General features: G+C 51.0%; 16 protein-coding genes and 2 pseudogenes. 8 read left to right on the top strand and 10 right to left on the bottom strand.

From position 1 onward, the window contains the following. Nucleotides 1–481 precede the first annotated feature (481 nt). Complete coding sequence (locus N902_RS17960; protein WP_051564596.1) at nucleotides 482–2,554, bottom strand: sigma-54-dependent Fis family transcriptional regulator; 2,073 nt, start codon at nucleotides 2,552–2,554, stop codon at nucleotides 482–484. A 326-nt stretch (nucleotides 2,555–2,880) separates the two neighbouring features. Between N902_RS17960 and N902_RS0113415 the strand changes: the two genes are divergently transcribed. The 8 genes and pseudogenes from N902_RS0113415 to N902_RS18885 all read left to right on the top strand — a co-directional run bounded on the left by N902_RS0113415 (nucleotide 2,881) and on the right by N902_RS18885 (nucleotide 10,960). Continuing rightward, nucleotides 2,881–3,750 carry an isocitrate lyase/phosphoenolpyruvate mutase family protein gene (locus tag N902_RS0113415; protein ID WP_027371336.1) on the top strand — a complete coding sequence of 290 codons (870 nt, stop codon included), beginning with the start codon at nucleotides 2,881–2,883 and terminating at the stop codon, nucleotides 3,748–3,750. Nucleotides 3,751–3,769: 19 nt separating this feature from the next. Continuing rightward, nucleotides 3,770–5,053, top strand: a complete 1,284-nt coding sequence (locus N902_RS0113410) for a 3-isopropylmalate dehydratase large subunit (RefSeq protein WP_027371335.1) — start codon at nucleotides 3,770–3,772, stop codon at nucleotides 5,051–5,053. Continuing rightward, nucleotides 5,044–5,544, top strand: coding sequence for a 3-isopropylmalate dehydratase small subunit (locus N902_RS0113405; protein ID WP_027371334.1), 501 nt, complete (start codon nucleotides 5,044–5,046; stop codon nucleotides 5,542–5,544). The genes N902_RS0113410 and N902_RS0113405 overlap by 10 nt, the downstream gene beginning before the upstream one ends. 131 nt (nucleotides 5,545–5,675) lie before the next feature. Beyond that, a complete protein-coding gene (locus N902_RS0113400; protein WP_153304225.1) occupies nucleotides 5,676–6,611 on the top strand; it encodes a TAXI family TRAP transporter solute-binding subunit in 936 nt (311 codons plus the stop codon). 234 nt (nucleotides 6,612–6,845) lie between these two features. After that, complete coding sequence (locus tag N902_RS17955) at nucleotides 6,846–8,780, top strand: TRAP transporter permease (protein WP_161635192.1); 1,935 nt, start codon at nucleotides 6,846–6,848, stop codon at nucleotides 8,778–8,780. Nucleotides 8,781–9,685: 905 nt separating this feature from the next. Continuing rightward, a pseudogene (locus N902_RS20695) lies at nucleotides 9,686–9,829 on the top strand (Druantia anti-phage system protein DruA); the annotation flags it as partial. A gap of 77 nt (nucleotides 9,830–9,906) precedes the next feature. Continuing rightward, on the top strand, nucleotides 9,907–10,098 hold the full coding sequence (locus N902_RS20540; protein ID WP_027371330.1) for a Druantia anti-phage system protein DruA: 192 nt from the start codon (nucleotides 9,907–9,909) through the stop codon (nucleotides 10,096–10,098). A 607-nt stretch (nucleotides 10,099–10,705) separates the two neighbouring features. Then, nucleotides 10,706–10,960 (top strand): hypothetical protein, encoded by a 255-nt coding sequence (locus N902_RS18885; RefSeq protein ID WP_051564594.1) that lies wholly within the window; start codon nucleotides 10,706–10,708, stop codon nucleotides 10,958–10,960. Here N902_RS18885 and N902_RS17940 read toward each other — a convergent pair. The 9 genes and pseudogenes from N902_RS17940 to N902_RS0113320 all read right to left on the bottom strand — a co-directional run bounded on the left by N902_RS17940 (nucleotide 10,952) and on the right by N902_RS0113320 (nucleotide 15,924). Beyond that, nucleotides 10,952–11,674 (bottom strand): phage integrase N-terminal SAM-like domain-containing protein, encoded by a 723-nt coding sequence (locus tag N902_RS17940; RefSeq protein WP_051564593.1) that lies wholly within the window; start codon nucleotides 11,672–11,674, stop codon nucleotides 10,952–10,954. The two genes, N902_RS18885 and N902_RS17940, sit on opposite strands and share 9 nt — an antisense overlap. A 198-nt stretch (nucleotides 11,675–11,872) precedes the next feature. Beyond that, nucleotides 11,873–12,211, bottom strand: a pseudogene (locus N902_RS0113360) (DEAD/DEAH box helicase family protein); the annotation flags it as partial. A 14-nt stretch (nucleotides 12,212–12,225) separates the two neighbouring features. Further along, nucleotides 12,226–12,570: a nucleotide pyrophosphohydrolase gene (locus N902_RS0113355; protein ID WP_027371328.1), complete on the bottom strand. Its 345-nt coding sequence runs from the start codon at nucleotides 12,568–12,570 to the stop codon at nucleotides 12,226–12,228. 688 nt (nucleotides 12,571–13,258) lie between these two features. Then, entirely contained in the window at nucleotides 13,259–13,489 is a 231-nt protein-coding gene (locus N902_RS17935) for an NUDIX domain-containing protein (protein WP_034622898.1), read from the bottom strand. A gap of 22 nt (nucleotides 13,490–13,511) precedes the next feature. Beyond that, nucleotides 13,512–13,934, bottom strand: coding sequence for a type II toxin-antitoxin system VapC family toxin (locus N902_RS0113340; protein WP_027371326.1), 423 nt, complete (start codon nucleotides 13,932–13,934; stop codon nucleotides 13,512–13,514). Beyond that, nucleotides 13,931–14,218: a type II toxin-antitoxin system Phd/YefM family antitoxin gene (locus N902_RS17930; RefSeq protein ID WP_034622897.1), complete on the bottom strand. Its 288-nt coding sequence runs from the start codon at nucleotides 14,216–14,218 to the stop codon at nucleotides 13,931–13,933. Before N902_RS17930 ends, N902_RS0113340 begins: the two co-directional genes overlap by 4 nt. Nucleotides 14,219–14,526: 308 nt before the next feature. After that, complete coding sequence (locus N902_RS0113330) at nucleotides 14,527–14,751, bottom strand: addiction module protein (RefSeq protein ID WP_027371325.1); 225 nt, start codon at nucleotides 14,749–14,751, stop codon at nucleotides 14,527–14,529. A 67-nt stretch (nucleotides 14,752–14,818) separates the two neighbouring features. Next, the gene (locus tag N902_RS19430; RefSeq protein WP_084288388.1) at nucleotides 14,819–15,556 is read right to left on the bottom strand and encodes a type II TA system antitoxin MqsA family protein; all 738 of its coding nucleotides are present in this window, start codon (nucleotides 15,554–15,556) and stop codon (nucleotides 14,819–14,821) included. Then, complete coding sequence (locus N902_RS0113320) at nucleotides 15,553–15,924, bottom strand: hypothetical protein (protein ID WP_153304223.1); 372 nt, start codon at nucleotides 15,922–15,924, stop codon at nucleotides 15,553–15,555. Before N902_RS0113320 ends, N902_RS19430 begins: the two co-directional genes overlap by 4 nt. Nucleotides 15,925–16,285: the final 361 nt, after the last annotated feature.

Here is a 16,285-nt window from a genome sequence, read left to right as displayed (position 1 = left end):
GTCATACCACCTCCCTGAGGATGAACCTTGAGAAGGTATATGACCAAAAAGAAAGAGTAAGGTAAAAGCGGATCCAGATAAGGATAGTTAAGAGGTTTATCCAGTTAAATTGCCCTGCAAGGGCAAGCACGCAGTGCATTTAACCGGGACGGGGTAATCGGGGTACTGATTAAAAATCTTGGCGGGGTATCGGGGTATCAGAGACCTTCTATGCTCCATTCTCGCAACATAATATAACTGGCAACATAATGTCCCCGTTCATTCGGTCACTTGGCCAACAACCCGCGAAAACTGCAGTTGCAGGACGCGGAAGCAATATACAGAAAGGCGCTGTAAGCTCGAAACGGTCCATGTTCGGACCTGTTCATCGCCAACCGGTAGCGAAAAGGGCCGGTCAGCGCCTGGCCTGGGGAAGCACCCCTGTCCTTCGGCCAGGGGGCTGAACGCCTAACCGGCGGATGGGCTACCATCCGCCGGTTTTTTAATTGAGGCCATATTTTTTCATCTTTCTCCAAAGCGTTGATCTGCTGTAGCCAAGCTTTTGTGCTGCAAACTTTCTGTTTCCGCTACATTCGTACAATGTATTGATTATCTGATCGCGTTCCTTTGTATTATGTTTTCGTGAGTAAGCATTGCAATCCATGTTTTGACCTGAGGCGGTTGTGCTGAAGCTTTCAGGCTTGGCGCCTGATGTCCTATTTTCTGACTCAGGATCAAGATAAATGTTTTCAGAATCATGCATAAAATATTTCTTAGAAAGAAATTTGTTTTCTAAAATTTCTTCAATGTTCATCATTGAATCATAAAATCCCAGTTGATTGATATCATTCAGACATGGCTGATTGGTTGACCAGTTCGTGTTATTGAGGATTATGCAATATCTCATGATTACGTTTTCAAGCTCTCGAATATTGCCTCTCCAATTATATTCAAAGAAAGTGTCTATAAGTTCAGTCCATAAATTGCTGTGTTTATTAAAGAGGTCTTCTTGAAAGCCTTTGACGAAATTGCGGACAAGGTCTGGAATGTCTTCTTTTCGTTCATTTAAGGATGGAAGCTTCAGATACAATATGTTCAGGCGGTAGTATAAGTCTGAACGAAATTTCCCCTGTTGTACCTCATGCCATAAGTTTTTGTTGCTTGCTGCTATTATTCGGGTGTTGATAGGGATTGTTTTTCTCCCTCCGATGCGTACAATCTCTTTTTCCTGTAAGAATCTCAGCAGATAGATTTGAAGCCGCATTGGAATTTCCGAGATTTCATCCAAGAACAATGTCCCTGTATGGGACAATTCAATCAATCCGATTTTTCCTTCCCTGCTCGCGCCGGTGAAAGCCCCCTTTTCATATCCAAACAGCTCACTCTCAAGCAGTGTTTCCGGCAAGGCGGCGCAATTGAGGGCGACGAAGGGATACGTCTTGCGTTCACTGTAGTTGTGAATGGATTGAGCAAAAAGTTCCTTTCCTGTTCCGGTTTGGCCGTAAAGCAGGACGGTCTCATTTGATCTTGCATAGATCGTTGCAAGTTGTTTTGCATTTTCTATGCTTTGGGATTGGCCCCATATGTCATCAAGGGTGTATTTCGCCTTCAGGTCCTTGGTGGCCTGAGCTTTACGGATTTGATGTTCCGCATTCTGCACTTCATGGATGTCGTGAAATGTGGCCACGGCGCCAATACATCTTTCATTGACAATGATTGGTACCCTGCTGGTCAAGATTGTAGACTCATTGTCTATTTTTTGAAGTTCATTGATTTGCTTTTTCTTTGTCTGTACGACTTCAATAAGTTTTGTGTTCGGTATGACATCATGGATATATTTATGCATTATATCTTTTTTTCTGATATTCATCAGCTTTTCCGCGCCTTGGTTGAAAACCTGAACGCATCCTTTCTCATCTATGGAGATGATCCCGCTATAGGCATAGTTTATTATTGTATTCAGAAGCTGGCTTTTTTTCTTTTCACTATGAATGCTTCTTTGCATTTCAATAGCTGTGTCTACAGATTTTTGAACGGATTTCCGGGAATAAATAAAAATCGTCTGAAAACCTTGTTTCCGGCCATAGTCGCAGACAATGCTGGAACCAATAATTGTTTTTTCACCCGATGCTCGTAAATCGTGCAAGACTGAAAGCAAGCTTTGCTCATCAACAAAGGTTCTCTGGGTTAGTTGGATATTGAGTATCTTGTTTAGGTTGTCCAATTCTTTGATGTTCTCCTCGTAGGTTATGATTGTGGCCGAGTCGCCCAGCTTGCTCGCCTGAATGAGAGACCAGAGGATGTCGAATTCATTGATGCCCATGGTGACCAAAGGCTGATCTGGAAAATGCTTTCGGAAAAGCCGGGCATTGCTCCCTCCGGTGATAAACACATCCACAAGGTCCTGGGACAGCAGTTCGGTGACCTGGGATATGGTTTGCTCAAAAACGCACTCCACAAACTGCAGGTGCTTGTGCTGCACAGCCGAGAGCTTGTCTTTTATAAAATGTGAATATCCGGGGTAGGCCAGCATGACGATTCGTTGCCCTGCATCGTTAGTGAGATCGCTGTGCATAGAAGTATCCTCTGGCATGTGTCAGATGTGATGCAGATTTGTTTCATCTGTTTCATCTGTTTCATATGTTGTGTTTCACGTTTTGCTTGCTCCGTCAAGGAGCGGCAGGGGTATTGATCTGGATAATTCAATATATCGGAAGGTTGATATTTTCTTGCAGGGTTTGGCCTCGCAATTGCTATGTTTTTCCCACTGGCATGCGGGGTTTGATTCCTGGCCGGCATGCACCAGCAGAGCAGGGGGCGTTTTCACTGCTTGCCTGCGATGTGCGAGGTATGCGGCTATGAAACGCAAAGGGCGGTACGTCACGTGAAGGAGGATGACGAATGAACAAAAAAAACAGTCAATTCAGAAAAATGCTCGCCAGCAGGGAGATCATTGTCGCCCCGGGGGTGTATTCGGCCCTGCCGGCCATGATCGCTGAAAACGCAGGGTTCCAGGCAGTGTACATGAGTGGATACACGACAGCGGCTGTGCTGCTCGGCGTGCCAGACATTGGACTGATTACAATGGCCGAGATGGCCGAGAATGCAGGCCGCATAAATGACGCCGTCAGCGTGCCGGTTGTTGCCGATTGCGACAACGGCTACGGCAATGCCCTGAATGTGATGCGTTCAGTGCGAGCCTATGAGAAGGCGGGGGTATCCGCAATTCAGCTCGAAGATCAAATCTTTCCCAAAAAATGCGGGCACATGGCCGGAAAGGAGGTGATCAGCGCCGAGGAAATGGTAGGCAAGATTCATGCGGCGCGTGATGCCAGGGAGGACCCGGATTTGGTTATTATTGCCCGGACCGATGCCAGAACAGTGGTTGGCTTTGATGAAGCCGTACGTCGAAGCAATATGTACGCAGAGGCCGGGGCGGATATCGTTTTTCTGGAATCGCCGACCAGTGAAGACGAAATGCGGCAAATTCCGAGATTGGTGAATGCTCCGGTGATGGCCAACATGGTGGAGGCGGGAAAAAGCCCCCTTTTTACCAACCAGCAACTTGAAGAGATGGGGTACAGCCTGGTCATTTGGCCGGGATCATCTGCCTGGAGTACTGCAAAGGCTGTGAGCAAAACCATGCATGAGCTTCGAGAACGAGGGACGACCGAGGGGCTGGTGCAGGATGAAATGATATCCTGGGAGGGCTTCAATACATTGATGAAGGTCCCGGAATATCTGGAAACTTCAAAGAAATATCAAAGATAATCCTATCGCGAGGCCTGAAATGTCCCTCACTTTTGCTGAAAAAGTAATTTCTGCTCAGGCGGGAGAGGAAAAAAGAGCCGGAGAGTTTGTCTTTGCCCCGGTCAGCAAGATTATGGCCAATGAGCTCTCCGGGTACGTGTCCATCAAGCAGTTTGCAAAATATGGATTTGAAAAGGTGTTTGATCCGGACAGAATTATTCTGGTTCCAAGCCATAATGTTCCAAATAAAGACGTGGTTACAGCTGAACATGCCCAAACGTTGAGGCGTTTTGCCCGCGAACAGCATATTTTCCACTATTACGAACTGGGGCAGATGGGCATAGAACACGCGCTGCTGCCTGAAAAGCGGCTCATTCTGCCCGGTGATCTTGTTGTCGGAGGTGACTCCCATACATGCACCTATGGGGCCTTGGGAGCATTTTCCGTGGGCATGGGCTCTACAGACATTGCCGCGGCCATGGCCACCGGCAAAGTATGGCTTCGGGTCCCGGAGACGATCCGGGTGGAGTGCACCGGCGAGTTGCAGCCGTTTGTGACGGCCAAGGACCTGGTCTTGTGGCTGATCAGCACCCTGGGCGTGGATGGATCTTTGTATCAGACCCTGGAAATGACCGGCCCGGCAGTTTCCGGGCTGGATATGGAGGCCCGGCTGACCATGTGCAACATGGCGGTTGAGGCTGGAGCAAAAACCGGGGTCATTTGTGTGGATCAAACGACGCGGGAGTTCTATAGTGAATATGGAATAGGCGAGGAGCAGTATGCAGTCTTTCACAGCGACCCGGAGGCCGCCTGCTCGGCACACATTCATCTCGATGTTCAGGAGCTGACCCCGGTTGTGGCTGCTCCTTACAGCCCGGACAATGTCAAACCGGTCAAGGATCTCTCGGCTGCAGAAAAAGTCCCGGTGGATCAAGTGGTCATCGGATCATGTACCAACGGCAGAATACAAGATCTGCGTCAGGCGGCGTATATCCTGGGCCGGAACAAAGTGGCCCCGGGGGTGCGGGTGATTGTTATCCCGGCCACCCAGAACATCTACCTCCAGGCTGTCCGGGAAGGGCTTATTGAGCAGTTCATTGAGGCGGGGGCGGTTGTGTCCACCCCAACCTGCGGACCGTGCGCCGGGCTGCATTCCGGGGTGCTGGCAGCCGGTGAGGTGGCTGTTTCCACTACCAATCGGAACTTTGTGGGCCGCATGGGCCATCCGGGGTCAAAAGTCTACCTGGCCAGCCCGTATGTGGCGGCGGCCACTGCTGTCAAGGGAGAGATCGCTTGTCCAACGGAGGTTGTGACATGTTGCTGACCGGAAAAATACATAAATTCAAAGATAATATCGATACCGACCAGATCATAGCCACAGAGCACTGCAACTCCAGTGATCCCCAAGTGCTCAAGCAGTATTGTCTGGCAGCAGCAAAGCCGGAATTTTGGCAAATCGTAGACAACGGGGACATGATTTTCGGGGGGAAAAATTTCGGCTGCGGGTCCTCCCGGGAGCATGCTCCCCTGGCCATTAAGGGGTGCGGGATATCCCTTGTTGTTGCCGAGAGCTTCGCCCGCATATTTTTTCGAAACTGTATCAACATCGGCCTGCCCATAATGATCTGTCCTCAGGCGGTTCAAGCAGCACAAAACAACGATAAGGCCCAGGTGGATCTGGGCAAGGGGGAGATAACCGTCGGCAATCGCAGGTTTCAGGCCCAGCCTTTTCCGCAGTTCATGCAGGGAATCATCCAGTCGGGAGGGTTGTTGGAATATATTTCACAGCAAAATGAACAAGGAGGCACCGGATGAAAAAACGACTCTGGCTTTGTACCATGTGTCTGTTGGCTGCTGTTTCTGTGCTGTCGTTCACAGACAATGCACTGGCTGCTGCAAACAAAGAAGAAACGAAAATCAAAATTACGGCGGGCAGACCGGGTGATATGTGGTTTGTGGTCTCCCATGCGCTTTCCAAGTTCATCAATGACCGTTCTGACTGGCTCTCTGCCGAGGTGGTGGCCACAGCCGGGGTCACCGACAACACGCGGTCCCTTTTGGAAAGTGAAGAGAAGATGGCCAGCACTGTCAACGTGACCATGCTTCCCGGTGCCGATATCTGGGGGGCCGAGCATGACTACTACCCGAAAATGATAGCCAGCCTGACCATGCTCAGTGAAGTATGGGTCACCCTTGATCCCAGCATCAAAACCATGGAGGACTTTTCAGGAAAGACAGTGGTTATCCCGCGGGATGTTCCCTTTGGCTACAAGTTCATCTATCAAAACTGGGTCAATCAATACGCCGAGGATGTCAAATTCATGCACGGGGGGATAAACTCCAGGCTCACAGCTCTCCGGGATGGAGCCGCGGATGTGGGAACCCTGCCCATCGATTATTATTATCCAGACACCTATGCAAAAAGCTCAGGGCTCATCGAGCTCAGCGCCAGGGGGGATCTCTATTTTCCCAACCAAGGGAAGGTCGAGGAAAATCTTCATGCCGTGGCCCAGGCCTGCGTCACTGATCCTTTTGTCGGAGAGTACAAGCTTCCGCCCTTGGGCATGGTCATGCCCCCGGAAGTCCTGGACGGCCAGCCCGAGAAGAACCTGGTTTTCGTCAGCTGCCCGATCTACTGGTCCGCCGGGGAGCAGATGCCGGATGATGTTGTCTGTGAAATAACTAAAGTAATTTACGAAGCGGCCCAGGATAAGGATTTTGCCCCGTACCATGCCATCGGCAAAGGGATTACGGCCGACTTTGTGGTCACTTCCTTTTGGAAGACCGATGAGGAGCGGGAGGAAAACTACCATCCCGGGGCCTTGAAGTACTACCGGGACAACAATATTCAACTCAAATTCTTTGGGGAGTGGGAACAATAAGTTGAGTCGTATTCGTTCAGGGGGAAGCCCCCTGAACGAATACAAAAACCTCTTCGATCCCGATAGCGATTTCGATGTGGACCAGGAAGGCGGAGAGCCTCAACCAAGCGTTCCAGGCTACGTTTGATAGCGCGCCTGGAACGCTTGGTTATGTTCAGAATCGTTCAAATTTGGGAAAGGTTCATTCCACGATACGAGTGCATCGTTCAGTTTAGCCCCTGGAGTACGAGAGCCATGTTACATTCTACAAGGCAACATTCTGAATCTCAACGATGTTTCACTGCTGATGTTTTTTTCGGCAGGCTGCTGTTGTTGCTTATGTTGGGTTTCCTTTTGTACCAGCTGTGGTATATCTATGCGATTCCTTATGAAACCATGACCCATTCGATCATTCATCTGGGGTTGGCAATTTCCGTGGTTCTAGTTGCACACATGAAGGCATCCAAGCGAACGGGGGCAACAATTGCCCTTGCAGGCATGTGCATAGGAACAATGCTTTCAACGGTCTATCTCTTTACTCACTATTCAGTAATTTTGTCCAATCCAAGCTATCCGCCGCTTATGGCTTTAGTCGCCGCCAGCGTGGTCACGATATTTTGTTTTATCCTGGTCAAGTGGTCTTTTGGCCTGTTTCTGCCCGTCTTTGTCGGCCTGGGCATTGCCTATGTCCTCTTTGGCCACCTTCTGCCCGGAGACCTTTCCGCCCCTTCAACCTCCTTACGCAGGGCGATTACCCTGCTGGCAGCGGATGTTACCTCTCCCTGGGGGTCCTATGGCAGCCTTCTGGAGTTGAGTGCAAACTATCTCTTTTTGTTCATTGCCTTTGGGGCCATCTTAAATGCTTTCGGCGGGCTGAAATTTGTGGTGCAATTGGGCAATCTGGCCGCGAATGTATTGAAAAGCGGCCCGGCGGCCATTGCGGTCATCAGCAGCGCCTTTCTCGGATCAGTGACCGGAAGTTCTGCGGCGAACATCACGGTCACCGGATCATTCACCATCCCAATGATGAAAAAAGCGGGATATACTCCGCACCAGGCGGCGGCCATTGAAGCGGCAGCCTCAAACGGGGGCCAGTTTCTGCCCCCCATTATGGGGGCAACGGTCTTTGTCATGGCCGCCTATACCGGAATTCCCTATGTGGATATCATGGCCGCGGCTTTGATCCCAGCCCTCATATATTTCGTTGTCCTCTTGATATATGCGGAACTCAATGCCGTAAAGATCGGTATCCGCAAAGAATCCTATACCACAGATCTCAAACAGCTCGTGATTGATGCCCCACGGTTTGTAGTCCCGTTTACCTTCTTGGTTGTCCTGCTCTTGATGGGCTTTTCACTTATGAAGGTCATATATTGGAGCATCATTGTCGTTGTCGCTGTGGGTCTTGTGTATAATCTAAAAAAAGAAACACGTATCAGCTGGAACGAGGTGCAGAACAAAATTAGCAGTGGGATCATAACTGCCTCGAATGTTGCGGTTATTCTGGCCCTGATTGGGGTTGTGGTCGCCTCGATTGAAATTACCGGCCTGTCCCTCAAGTTGAGCATGATCTTTGCCGAGCTGGCGGGAAGCAATATCTTTCTTCTCCTGGTGCTGACCATGGTGGCCAGTCTGATTCTGGGTACAGGACTGCCGACCCCGGCGGCATATGTGATAGTGGCCACTGTCCTGTCGCCCCTTTTGGTCAGGGCAGGTGTGCCCTTGCTGCAAAGTCACCTTTTTCCCCTGTATTTTGCCGTCATATCCCACTTGACTCCTCCGGTCGGGGTTGGGCTCATCCTGGCCAACAATCTGGCGGGAGCGGATTTCTGGAAAACCGCCCGGGAAGTCTTCAAGGCTGCATTTGTTGTGGTCTTTTTGCCGTTTTTCTTTGTCTATTCGCCTGAAATTTTAATGGATTACGATTCATTTTTCACTTTCATCGCCGTGGTCTCTGCGGTTATGGTAGCTTTTTTTACATTTTCGATATTTATCAATAATCAATTTGCTGTGAAACTTATTGCTGTTGAAAAAATAATTATTTTGACTTCCACAGCATTCAGTCTCCTTTTTATCGTATATGACAGCTTGATTTATTATTTCTTGTGCATCATTCTTGGATTTATACCGCTGTATATAAATGTAAAAAGGCATTCAAACAGGAAATTATCTTCTGCAAACCCAACATAGGGGTATGTATGGGAGTTCAAAGACTCCACCATTAGCGGATGATTGACAAGACACTGGCGGCATGGCGATAGGCAATTGCTCAGCTGAGATCGAAAATCCACAGGGATACGAAGCAGTTGGACATTGGAGAGGTCCTGTTTCGCTCTTTGAGGTCATTTGAATCTTGCTTTCCGATGCGCCACAGTGTCGCATTGCGAAGCATTGGGGGAAGCAGACGATCAAGGAGCTCAGGAATGTTTGCAGGCCTTGAACCTCAAAGCAAGGATAGGCCTCAGGATCTCAAGTTCATCCCCGCCGCCGGTTTTTTTTTTTGCCAAGGGCCAATCCGTAACCTCTCTTGTCGTAAGCATTCACGAGGTACAAACTTTTTCAAAAATGTCGCCAGATAGGGGTGACGCCATCTCAAGGCCTCTGCTAAAGTCCCTCCCAACACACAAGAGCAAGTGCTTTGGCAGCGAAACAAGTCATACGTGGTCGTGTTATCGGCCCAGACGAACTGGAAACCATACGGCAGTTCGTCAAGCTATACTGGAACCAGGGGCGTTCAGAGATCTCCAGGTCCTTGTGCCGGCACTGGGACTAGAAACAACCCAATGGTTGGCTCAAGGACCGGGCTTGTCGGGACCTGCTGCTGATCTTGCACCGTCAGGGCGATATCGAACTTCCTGAGAGATGTCATCCTGGTCCTGGTGGTAAAAAGTTCGTTGCGTCGCAAAAATTTCTCTTCGAGCTTTGCCCTCTTGAAGGCCCGGTCTCGAAGTACAGCTCTCTGATATTGACCATGGTCCGGCAGAGTCCCAAGGAAAAGCTCTGGGACCAGCTGGTGCATCAGCATCACTACCTGGGCCGTCCGCTCATTAGTAGGGGCCTACCTCAAGTACCTGGCCTATCTGGACGGCCAGGTCGTGGCCTGCCTGGGATGGGGATCAGCCGCCTGGAAGGTCGTCTCCAGAGACAGCTTCATCGGCTGGGACCAGGAGACCAGGAAACGCAATCTGCACCAGGTGGTGAACAGTGTGAGCTTTCTGGTTCTGCCCTGGGTGAAGATCCCCCATCTGGCCTCCAGGGTCCTGGCCGCGAACATGAAAGTCCTGCACCGGGACTGGCAGGCCTTTAGCACACCCCGGTGTGGCTGGCCGAGACCTTTGTGGACATCTCCAGGTTCAAAGGCACCTGTTACAAGGCCGCGAACTGGATCCACGTGGGAGAGACAGCCGGCAGCGCCAAGCGGGGAGCCAGCTATCATTATCATGGCCAGCCCGAGGCAGTCTTTGTCTATCCTGTGGATAAACAATTCAGGGAGAGACTGCATGGGTGAGGCCAATTCCCAGGCTTGCCAGATTCAGTGGTTGTGCATGTTGATTGTGGCTCTGCTGCAGCGCATTTATGAGCTGGAGACGCCAGGCTGGGGAAAAACTCATCGATCTCAAGCAAGCCTCCTTCACCCGATTCTCCTTTTGATGGAGATGATCAGGATACCTCCAAGGACGAGCAAAGACCACCCGGAAGCCTCGAGGCGGTCAGCCGGCCATAAAGGCCATAAGCAGGAACTGCTTGAGCCAACCAAGACAGAGCACGTGTTTCCTGCAACACATTATAGACCGGGCATCAAAAGCCATTTTGCCTCATTACCGGGCTATTCGCGACAAGGCCCATCAATCTCCGGCGAACAATGTCGACGAGACGCCTTGGTATCAAGCTCGGGGCTGGGGCCAAAAAAGAATTACTCCTTCTGGTCAGTATGGCCAATGCCCCGCCGACCAAAGTTTACCCCGTGAAATCTCTTCCATTTCACTGGGGGACAGTGGCTTGCCGTTTACGCCCGCTATAGACGGCTGATTAAGCTGCACAGGGACCGCCAGGATCGTGGGGGGAGGTTTGTTCGCAACCTGGAGCGTCTCGATGATGATTTATGGACCTTTCTCATGGTTGAAGGTGCAGGCCCTACGAATAATTTGGCCAAAAGGCTGCTTCGCCGGGGTGTCCTGTGGAGGAAACAAAGTCTGGGCACAGAAAGCGAAACCGGTGATCGCTGGTTCGAACGAATACTCAACCTGACCCAGACCTGCCGTCAGCAAAAGAAGCTTTCCTCCCCGGTGCACGTAGAGGCCATTGACGCCTATTTTCATGGCAAAGAGCCGGACCTGAGCTGGATCGAAAAGATCGATTACTCAAGCTAAAGAGGGGCCACCCTCTGAATGGATACAGATGAATTCCTTGGCAGTAGACGGATATTTTTTCTCGAGTGAGTCTTTCAAAAAGACGCCTGAGTAGCCGTCCGCAAGGTCCTTCTCATGCAGTGCACTCACAACCTCTAACTGGCCCTTTAAGGCTGACATGATTTTCTGCGGGAGAGGGACGGAGCGGTCCTTGTCTCCTTTACCATGTACTGTGAGGATTCCATCCTCAAAATTGAAATTTTGCACTCGCAGGCTGAGGCACTCAAAAAGACGGAACCCACATCCGTAGAGCAGATTGAATACGATATCAAAGGGATATTCAAGACATTTTAAAATCGAGTCGATTTCCTGGCGCGAAAGGACACCCGGCATGTATTTTGTTTTTTTAGCGCGGGGTACATCACGTTGATCCCCAAAGTCTACCTTGAGGACATGACGGTATAGAAACAACAAAGCATTGAAAGCCTGATTCTGGGTTGAGGAGGCAACCCGAGATTGCACGGCCAGATAGGTGAGATAGTTTTTAACATCGACCGAAGAAAGTTCATTCGAACGAATCTGTTCGGATTTGGAATCGGGAGGTGGGTATTTTCGACAAAAGTCAAGAAAATATCGAAGCCATTTCCGGTAATGATTATGGCAGGACTCAGGGATTGCGCTTTGTAATAATGCTTTGTTGAATTCGTTTATATCATTCTGTGGAATCGGAAGCATGATCGTCTCGTGGCATTCCTTTTAACTCACCGGGCTCTCCGGTGTAGAGCCACTCCTGATGGGATGTACCATTGGCATTCGTGTTCTGATTCTGAAAATGGAGCATATCTTATCAAAAATATACTGAAATCAGCCTTCCAAAGATCATGGTTCTTGTCAAGCAATGCCTTGCAATTATGAGAAAAGAATGGATGCTCAGAGCCGCAAGACTTTTTGAAAAGCAGTGTAGGTTTTGCAGGTGCCGGGGGCCATGACTAGGAGGATGCGTTCCCAGCCTGTGGTTATGGCTTCCACGGTGCGGTTCATGGCCAGGAGTTGATCGTATCTGGGGATCTTGCCGCTGGAAACAACAAACTCGACCACGCCTAAGCTGCCGGTCCGGTCGTGCTCTACAAAGCCTCTGCCATTGGTGCTGTAGCCATGGGTCAGGGTCACTTCTTCCCGAACCTGGGAATGGATATCCCACCCGGCCTTTTTGAGGGCTGGGGTGATATACTTGGTGCAGATATCGCGCTCAGAAAGGGATCTTTTGTCCATACTTCCCTTAATCCTTAGTACTCCGTATACTTGGCACTCTTCCCCCGCACTAGGTCAGCAGGATACTTTTTCGCATTCTTCTCGATCTTGTCCTGGGCCGCCTGCACCGGATCGATGTCCAGCCTGTGGGCAAAGAGCAGGAGGTAGATAAGGATGTCGGCCACCTCCTCGGCCATTTTATCGCGCTTGTCCGGCGAGAGGTCCTGATTTTCAGTAGTCCACTGGAAGTGCTCCAAAAGCTCAGTCGCCTCCAGAGAGATGGATATGGCCAGGTTCTTGGGGGTCTGGAACTGGGCCCAGTCCCGCTCGTCCCGGAACTTGATGAGTTTGTCCAGAAGGGTTTGCAGGTCGTGGTCCATAAATTGGTAAGCTCAGGGATTGAGTTTGGACGGCTCCTCGACGAACGGTGTGGATTTTATGTGATTGTGAAAATGTTAAAAGACAAAAGAATTTTAGACAGGATTATCAGGATTGACAGGATGAACTTCTTGGCGCTCCGGAAGATCGCCAAGAAAGGTCCAATCACGCGCATAGCGTGATTGATTCTTTTGAGTCCAGGCTTCCGGCATGGACTCAATAATCCAGTAAATCCTGTTAATCCTGTCAAATACTCTTAATTCTGTAACATTCCACAGGCAGCGTCGAATAACCGTTTGGACTGACTGGCCTCTTGGTCCATCCGAGCCTATGGGCTGCAATGTGTCACCTTCTTGACTTACTTGCAAGGGGTAGCGCTGCAATGAATGCAGGAAAGTCGAGTGGGCACCCTACCTTCCTACAGTGATTTTCCTGATATTTCAGGGCGTAATTAAAGCTGTTTAGTAACATGCAGGCGTATGTTGGTCAACCTGTTCGGTTGAACGGGCATGGGGCATGGGGCTTGGGGCATGGAGTGGAAGACGGAGGTCAGATGTCGGAGGTCGGGAAGAGTAAGTAGCAGAGGGCTGGCAGCAGAGGGCAGAGGGCGTGGAGCGGACGTCAGAGGACTGAAGAAAGGTCTAAGACAGAGATCAGACATCAGAGGTCAGTGGGAAGAAGGCAGTGACATCAATCAGGATACTGGTGAGTAACTGAGGCCAGCTCACAGGTAACGGCAATCTCCAGGTTCAATTCCTCAACGATTTCCCTTTGCAGGCAGCCCTTCGCTTCTTCATCAGACCAAATCTTGCCCCCAGGAAACTCCCATTTGAGCGGCAGCTTCATATTTGCGCTGCGCTGGACAGCCAGGACATGGCCATTTCGCTCAATAATTGCACAGGTGACGTGGATATGGGGCATGTTATTATTGCTTATTTTGGTCTCAGACCGTTATCCAATTTTCGACTGCAATATCATCAAATTTTTCGAAATCTGCAGTGTTTCGGGTGACCACAACCAAACCGTTTGTGGCAGCGATGGAAGCAATTTGGCCGTCGGCAAAAGAAGGGGGCTGCCCGATGGAGTAAAGGCGGGCTCTTTCTTTCCCATGCCACTGGGCCGCTTGAGTGTCATAGGGGAGAATGGGTATGCTCGGAAGGAGTACGTCGAACAAAAATGCCTCAATCCGTCTGCGTTTCTTGGATGCCGGCAGCCGCCGGGCACCGAAAATCAATTCATGCCACACCACGCAGGCCGTGGAGATCTGGTCCTCAGCGGCTCGGAAGGAAGACACTATCTTGGAGTCGGGCACTGGGCGCAGGAGTTCAGAGATAATATTGGTGTCTACGAGATAACCGGTTGTCATAATGGAGGGTTCCGCCCTAGTGCCGAATCGCGCACATTGTCAAAGTCATCTTCCGCAAGAGCCGCGTCCGGCTCGTGCTGCCATGAGGCCTGAAAATGATCATACGCCTGCGTAAATGAACGAGGACGTTTTTGGGTCAGCCGTGTATAGATCTCCAAGGACAGCAGCACCGCGACTGGTTTTCCCCGTCGGTGAATAAAAATCGGTTCGTCGTTTTCGGCCTCGTGGATCAGGGCGGGCAATCGGTTCTTGCTCTCAGCTATAGAGTAGTGTTTCGAGTGCATATTTCTCCTCCTTGTATACTTGATAGACATGATTATGGCTATCTTGGAGGGTCATGTCAATTCTGGCCTGATATTGTTGTCTGTGTTCTGTGAGAAGAAATAGGAGGCGGGAAGCGGGGGACTGAAGAGAGAGGTCTAAGACAGAGATCAGACGTCAGAGATCAGTTGGAAGAAAACAGGAGTCAGGGGGCGGGGAATGGTGAGCGGGAGACAGACGTCAGAGGTCAGCACCGCCTGTGGCGGGCTGGTTATTCGTTATTTGTTATTCGCAAGAAACCGCCAGTTTGATCCAGGATGAAACCGAAAGCTCATCCTTCAAACCTTTTCCAGATCTTTTCGAAGACCTCCTGACCAGGAACAGGCTCCACAGCTTCCGAACGAACTTCTTGTAAACGCTTGTTAGCTATCTTTGCCCATTTTTGGTCAATATCTGATTCTGGTTGATTCAAGCTCCGCAGGAGCGATTCCACCAGCACAACCCGTTCCTCCACCGGCAAAGACTCGGCTTCCTTGATAAGCTCATTAATTCTCATCACAATTCCACGATTGTATCCTGTTTTTGACCATCTGTACCCACTATATCGCAACAAATTCATCTTCTCAATACGTTGTATACTTATCACTCTTCCCCCGGACCAGATCGGCAGGATACTTCTGTGCATTCTTTTCGATCTTGTCCTGGGCCGCCTGCACCGGGTCGATACCCAGCCTGTGGGCAAAGAGCAGGAGGTAGATGAGGATATCGGCCACTTCCTCGGCCATGGCCTCGCGTTTGTCCGGCGGGATGTCCCGGTCTTCGGTGCTCCACTGGAAATGCTCCAGGAGCTCGGCCGCTTCCAGGGAGACGGAGACAGCCAGGTTCTTGGGGGTCTGGAACTGGGCCCAGTCCCGTTCATCCCGGAACTTGATCAGCTTGTCCAGGAGGTCGTGCAGGCCGCTTTCCCGGTCTCCAGTGCAGGTGCTGGATTCATCTCCCAAAAGCCGCAGGCGAAGGAGCTTATCCTTGGACTCGCTCTGCACCGCCCCGGTCTCCCATCGCTTTATGCTGGCTATGCCGACCTGCAGATCTTCGGCAAGCTCCCTTTGGCTCACTCCCTGTGCTTCCCGCAGGGACTTGATCTCCCGGCCGGTCAAAAGGCCGGCCTTGGCCCGGTAGGCATCGGCCGCAGCCCGCTGCGCATCTCCGGCGGTCCGGACCGTCCCTGCTTCCAGACCGCATCCCGGGCATACATACGCCCTGCAGGGATACGCAACATCAACCCCCTTGATGGTCGTGCGCTTGTGCAGCTCTTTGAGCTCCATCCGGCTGGCGCATTTGGGGCAGCACATCTCGTTCATGACCTCTCCTTTACCGGCCGGTCCTTGTGCAGGGACACGAGCCAGAGCGAGTCTCCGGCCAGGGCGAACTTGATGTACACCCGGCCCTCAAACCGGCCGCTTTCCAGGACAAAGGGAAAGAGGTCCAGCCCGTGAATGTCATCTTTATAGGACCTCTGCGGCGGCCGAGACCCGGCATATTCCTCAGCCGAAGCCGCATCCAGAAGCTCGGCCACAACCTCGAGCAGCTCGGATCCAATATCGTATCCGAGCTCAATCGCGTCGTGGGCAATGGCCTCCTGGTCAATCAGGAAGACATGTTCCTTTGTCACCGCGGCCCGCGCCTCCCGCAGCTTGCCCTGCACTTCCTTATGCGATGGTCTGTTCATAACATGGTATCAATTGATGCTGTTGTCAATCTGCAGCCAGCCAGGTCCATAAGCCCCGCTGAAAGCAGTCGAAGGCGTCCATGAAACGGTTGCTCCGTTGTATTCCAGACCGGCGGGATCAGCATTCTTGAGACCATGCCCCCGCCCGGTTCTTCGACGTAGCTTGTGGATTTTTGGAGTTTGCCATCTCTTCTGTGTGCCCACTCTCGGCCCGGTATTTTCTAAGCCCCGCCAAAGGGGGATCCCTGCCCCCTCCCGGCTACTCACGTGCAGGTCACTGCTTTCTGTGTGACGAAAGCTTATCATACACGTGAGTGCCGGGTTTCCCCCTTTTGGCGGGACCAAGAAAATGTGCGGGCCT

This window comes from Desulfovermiculus halophilus DSM 18834 (assembly GCF_000620765.1).
Lineage (GTDB): Bacteria > Desulfobacterota > Desulfovibrionia > Desulfovibrionales > Desulfothermaceae > Desulfovermiculus > Desulfovermiculus halophilus.
Note: the sequence above shows the minus strand (reverse complement) of the source record. Positions and strands in the feature narration are given on the sequence as shown.

Excerpts from the sequence above, each read along its gene's own strand:
- N902_RS17960 (WP_051564596.1), bottom strand. The coding sequence starts at position 2,554 with ATGCACAGCGATCTCACTAACGATGCAGGGCAACGAATCGTCATGCTG.
- N902_RS0113415 (WP_027371336.1), top strand. The coding sequence starts at position 2,881 with ATGAACAAAAAAAACAGTCAATTCAGAAAAATGCTCGCCAGCAGGGAG.
- N902_RS0113410 (WP_027371335.1), top strand. The coding sequence starts at position 3,770 with ATGTCCCTCACTTTTGCTGAAAAAGTAATTTCTGCTCAGGCGGGAGAG.
- N902_RS0113405 (WP_027371334.1), top strand. The coding sequence starts at position 5,044 with ATGTTGCTGACCGGAAAAATACATAAATTCAAAGATAATATCGATACC.
- N902_RS0113400 (WP_153304225.1), top strand. The coding sequence starts at position 5,676 with ATGTGGTTTGTGGTCTCCCATGCGCTTTCCAAGTTCATCAATGACCGT.
- N902_RS17955 (WP_161635192.1), top strand. The coding sequence starts at position 6,846 with ATGTTACATTCTACAAGGCAACATTCTGAATCTCAACGATGTTTCACT.
- N902_RS18885 (WP_051564594.1), top strand. The coding sequence starts at position 10,706 with ATGGTTGAAGGTGCAGGCCCTACGAATAATTTGGCCAAAAGGCTGCTT.
- N902_RS17940 (WP_051564593.1), bottom strand. The coding sequence starts at position 11,674 with ATGCTTCCGATTCCACAGAATGATATAAACGAATTCAACAAAGCATTA.
- N902_RS0113355 (WP_027371328.1), bottom strand. The coding sequence starts at position 12,570 with ATGGACCACGACCTGCAAACCCTTCTGGACAAACTCATCAAGTTCCGG.
- N902_RS17935 (WP_034622898.1), bottom strand. The coding sequence starts at position 13,489 with ATGCCCCATATCCACGTCACCTGTGCAATTATTGAGCGAAATGGCCAT.
- N902_RS0113340 (WP_027371326.1), bottom strand. The coding sequence starts at position 13,934 with ATGACAACCGGTTATCTCGTAGACACCAATATTATCTCTGAACTCCTG.
- N902_RS17930 (WP_034622897.1), bottom strand. The coding sequence starts at position 14,218 with ATGCACTCGAAACACTACTCTATAGCTGAGAGCAAGAACCGATTGCCC.
- N902_RS0113330 (WP_027371325.1), bottom strand. The coding sequence starts at position 14,751 with ATGAGAATTAATGAGCTTATCAAGGAAGCCGAGTCTTTGCCGGTGGAG.
- N902_RS19430 (WP_084288388.1), bottom strand. The coding sequence starts at position 15,556 with ATGAACGAGATGTGCTGCCCCAAATGCGCCAGCCGGATGGAGCTCAAA.
- N902_RS0113320 (WP_153304223.1), bottom strand. The coding sequence starts at position 15,924 with ATGAACAGACCATCGCATAAGGAAGTGCAGGGCAAGCTGCGGGAGGCG.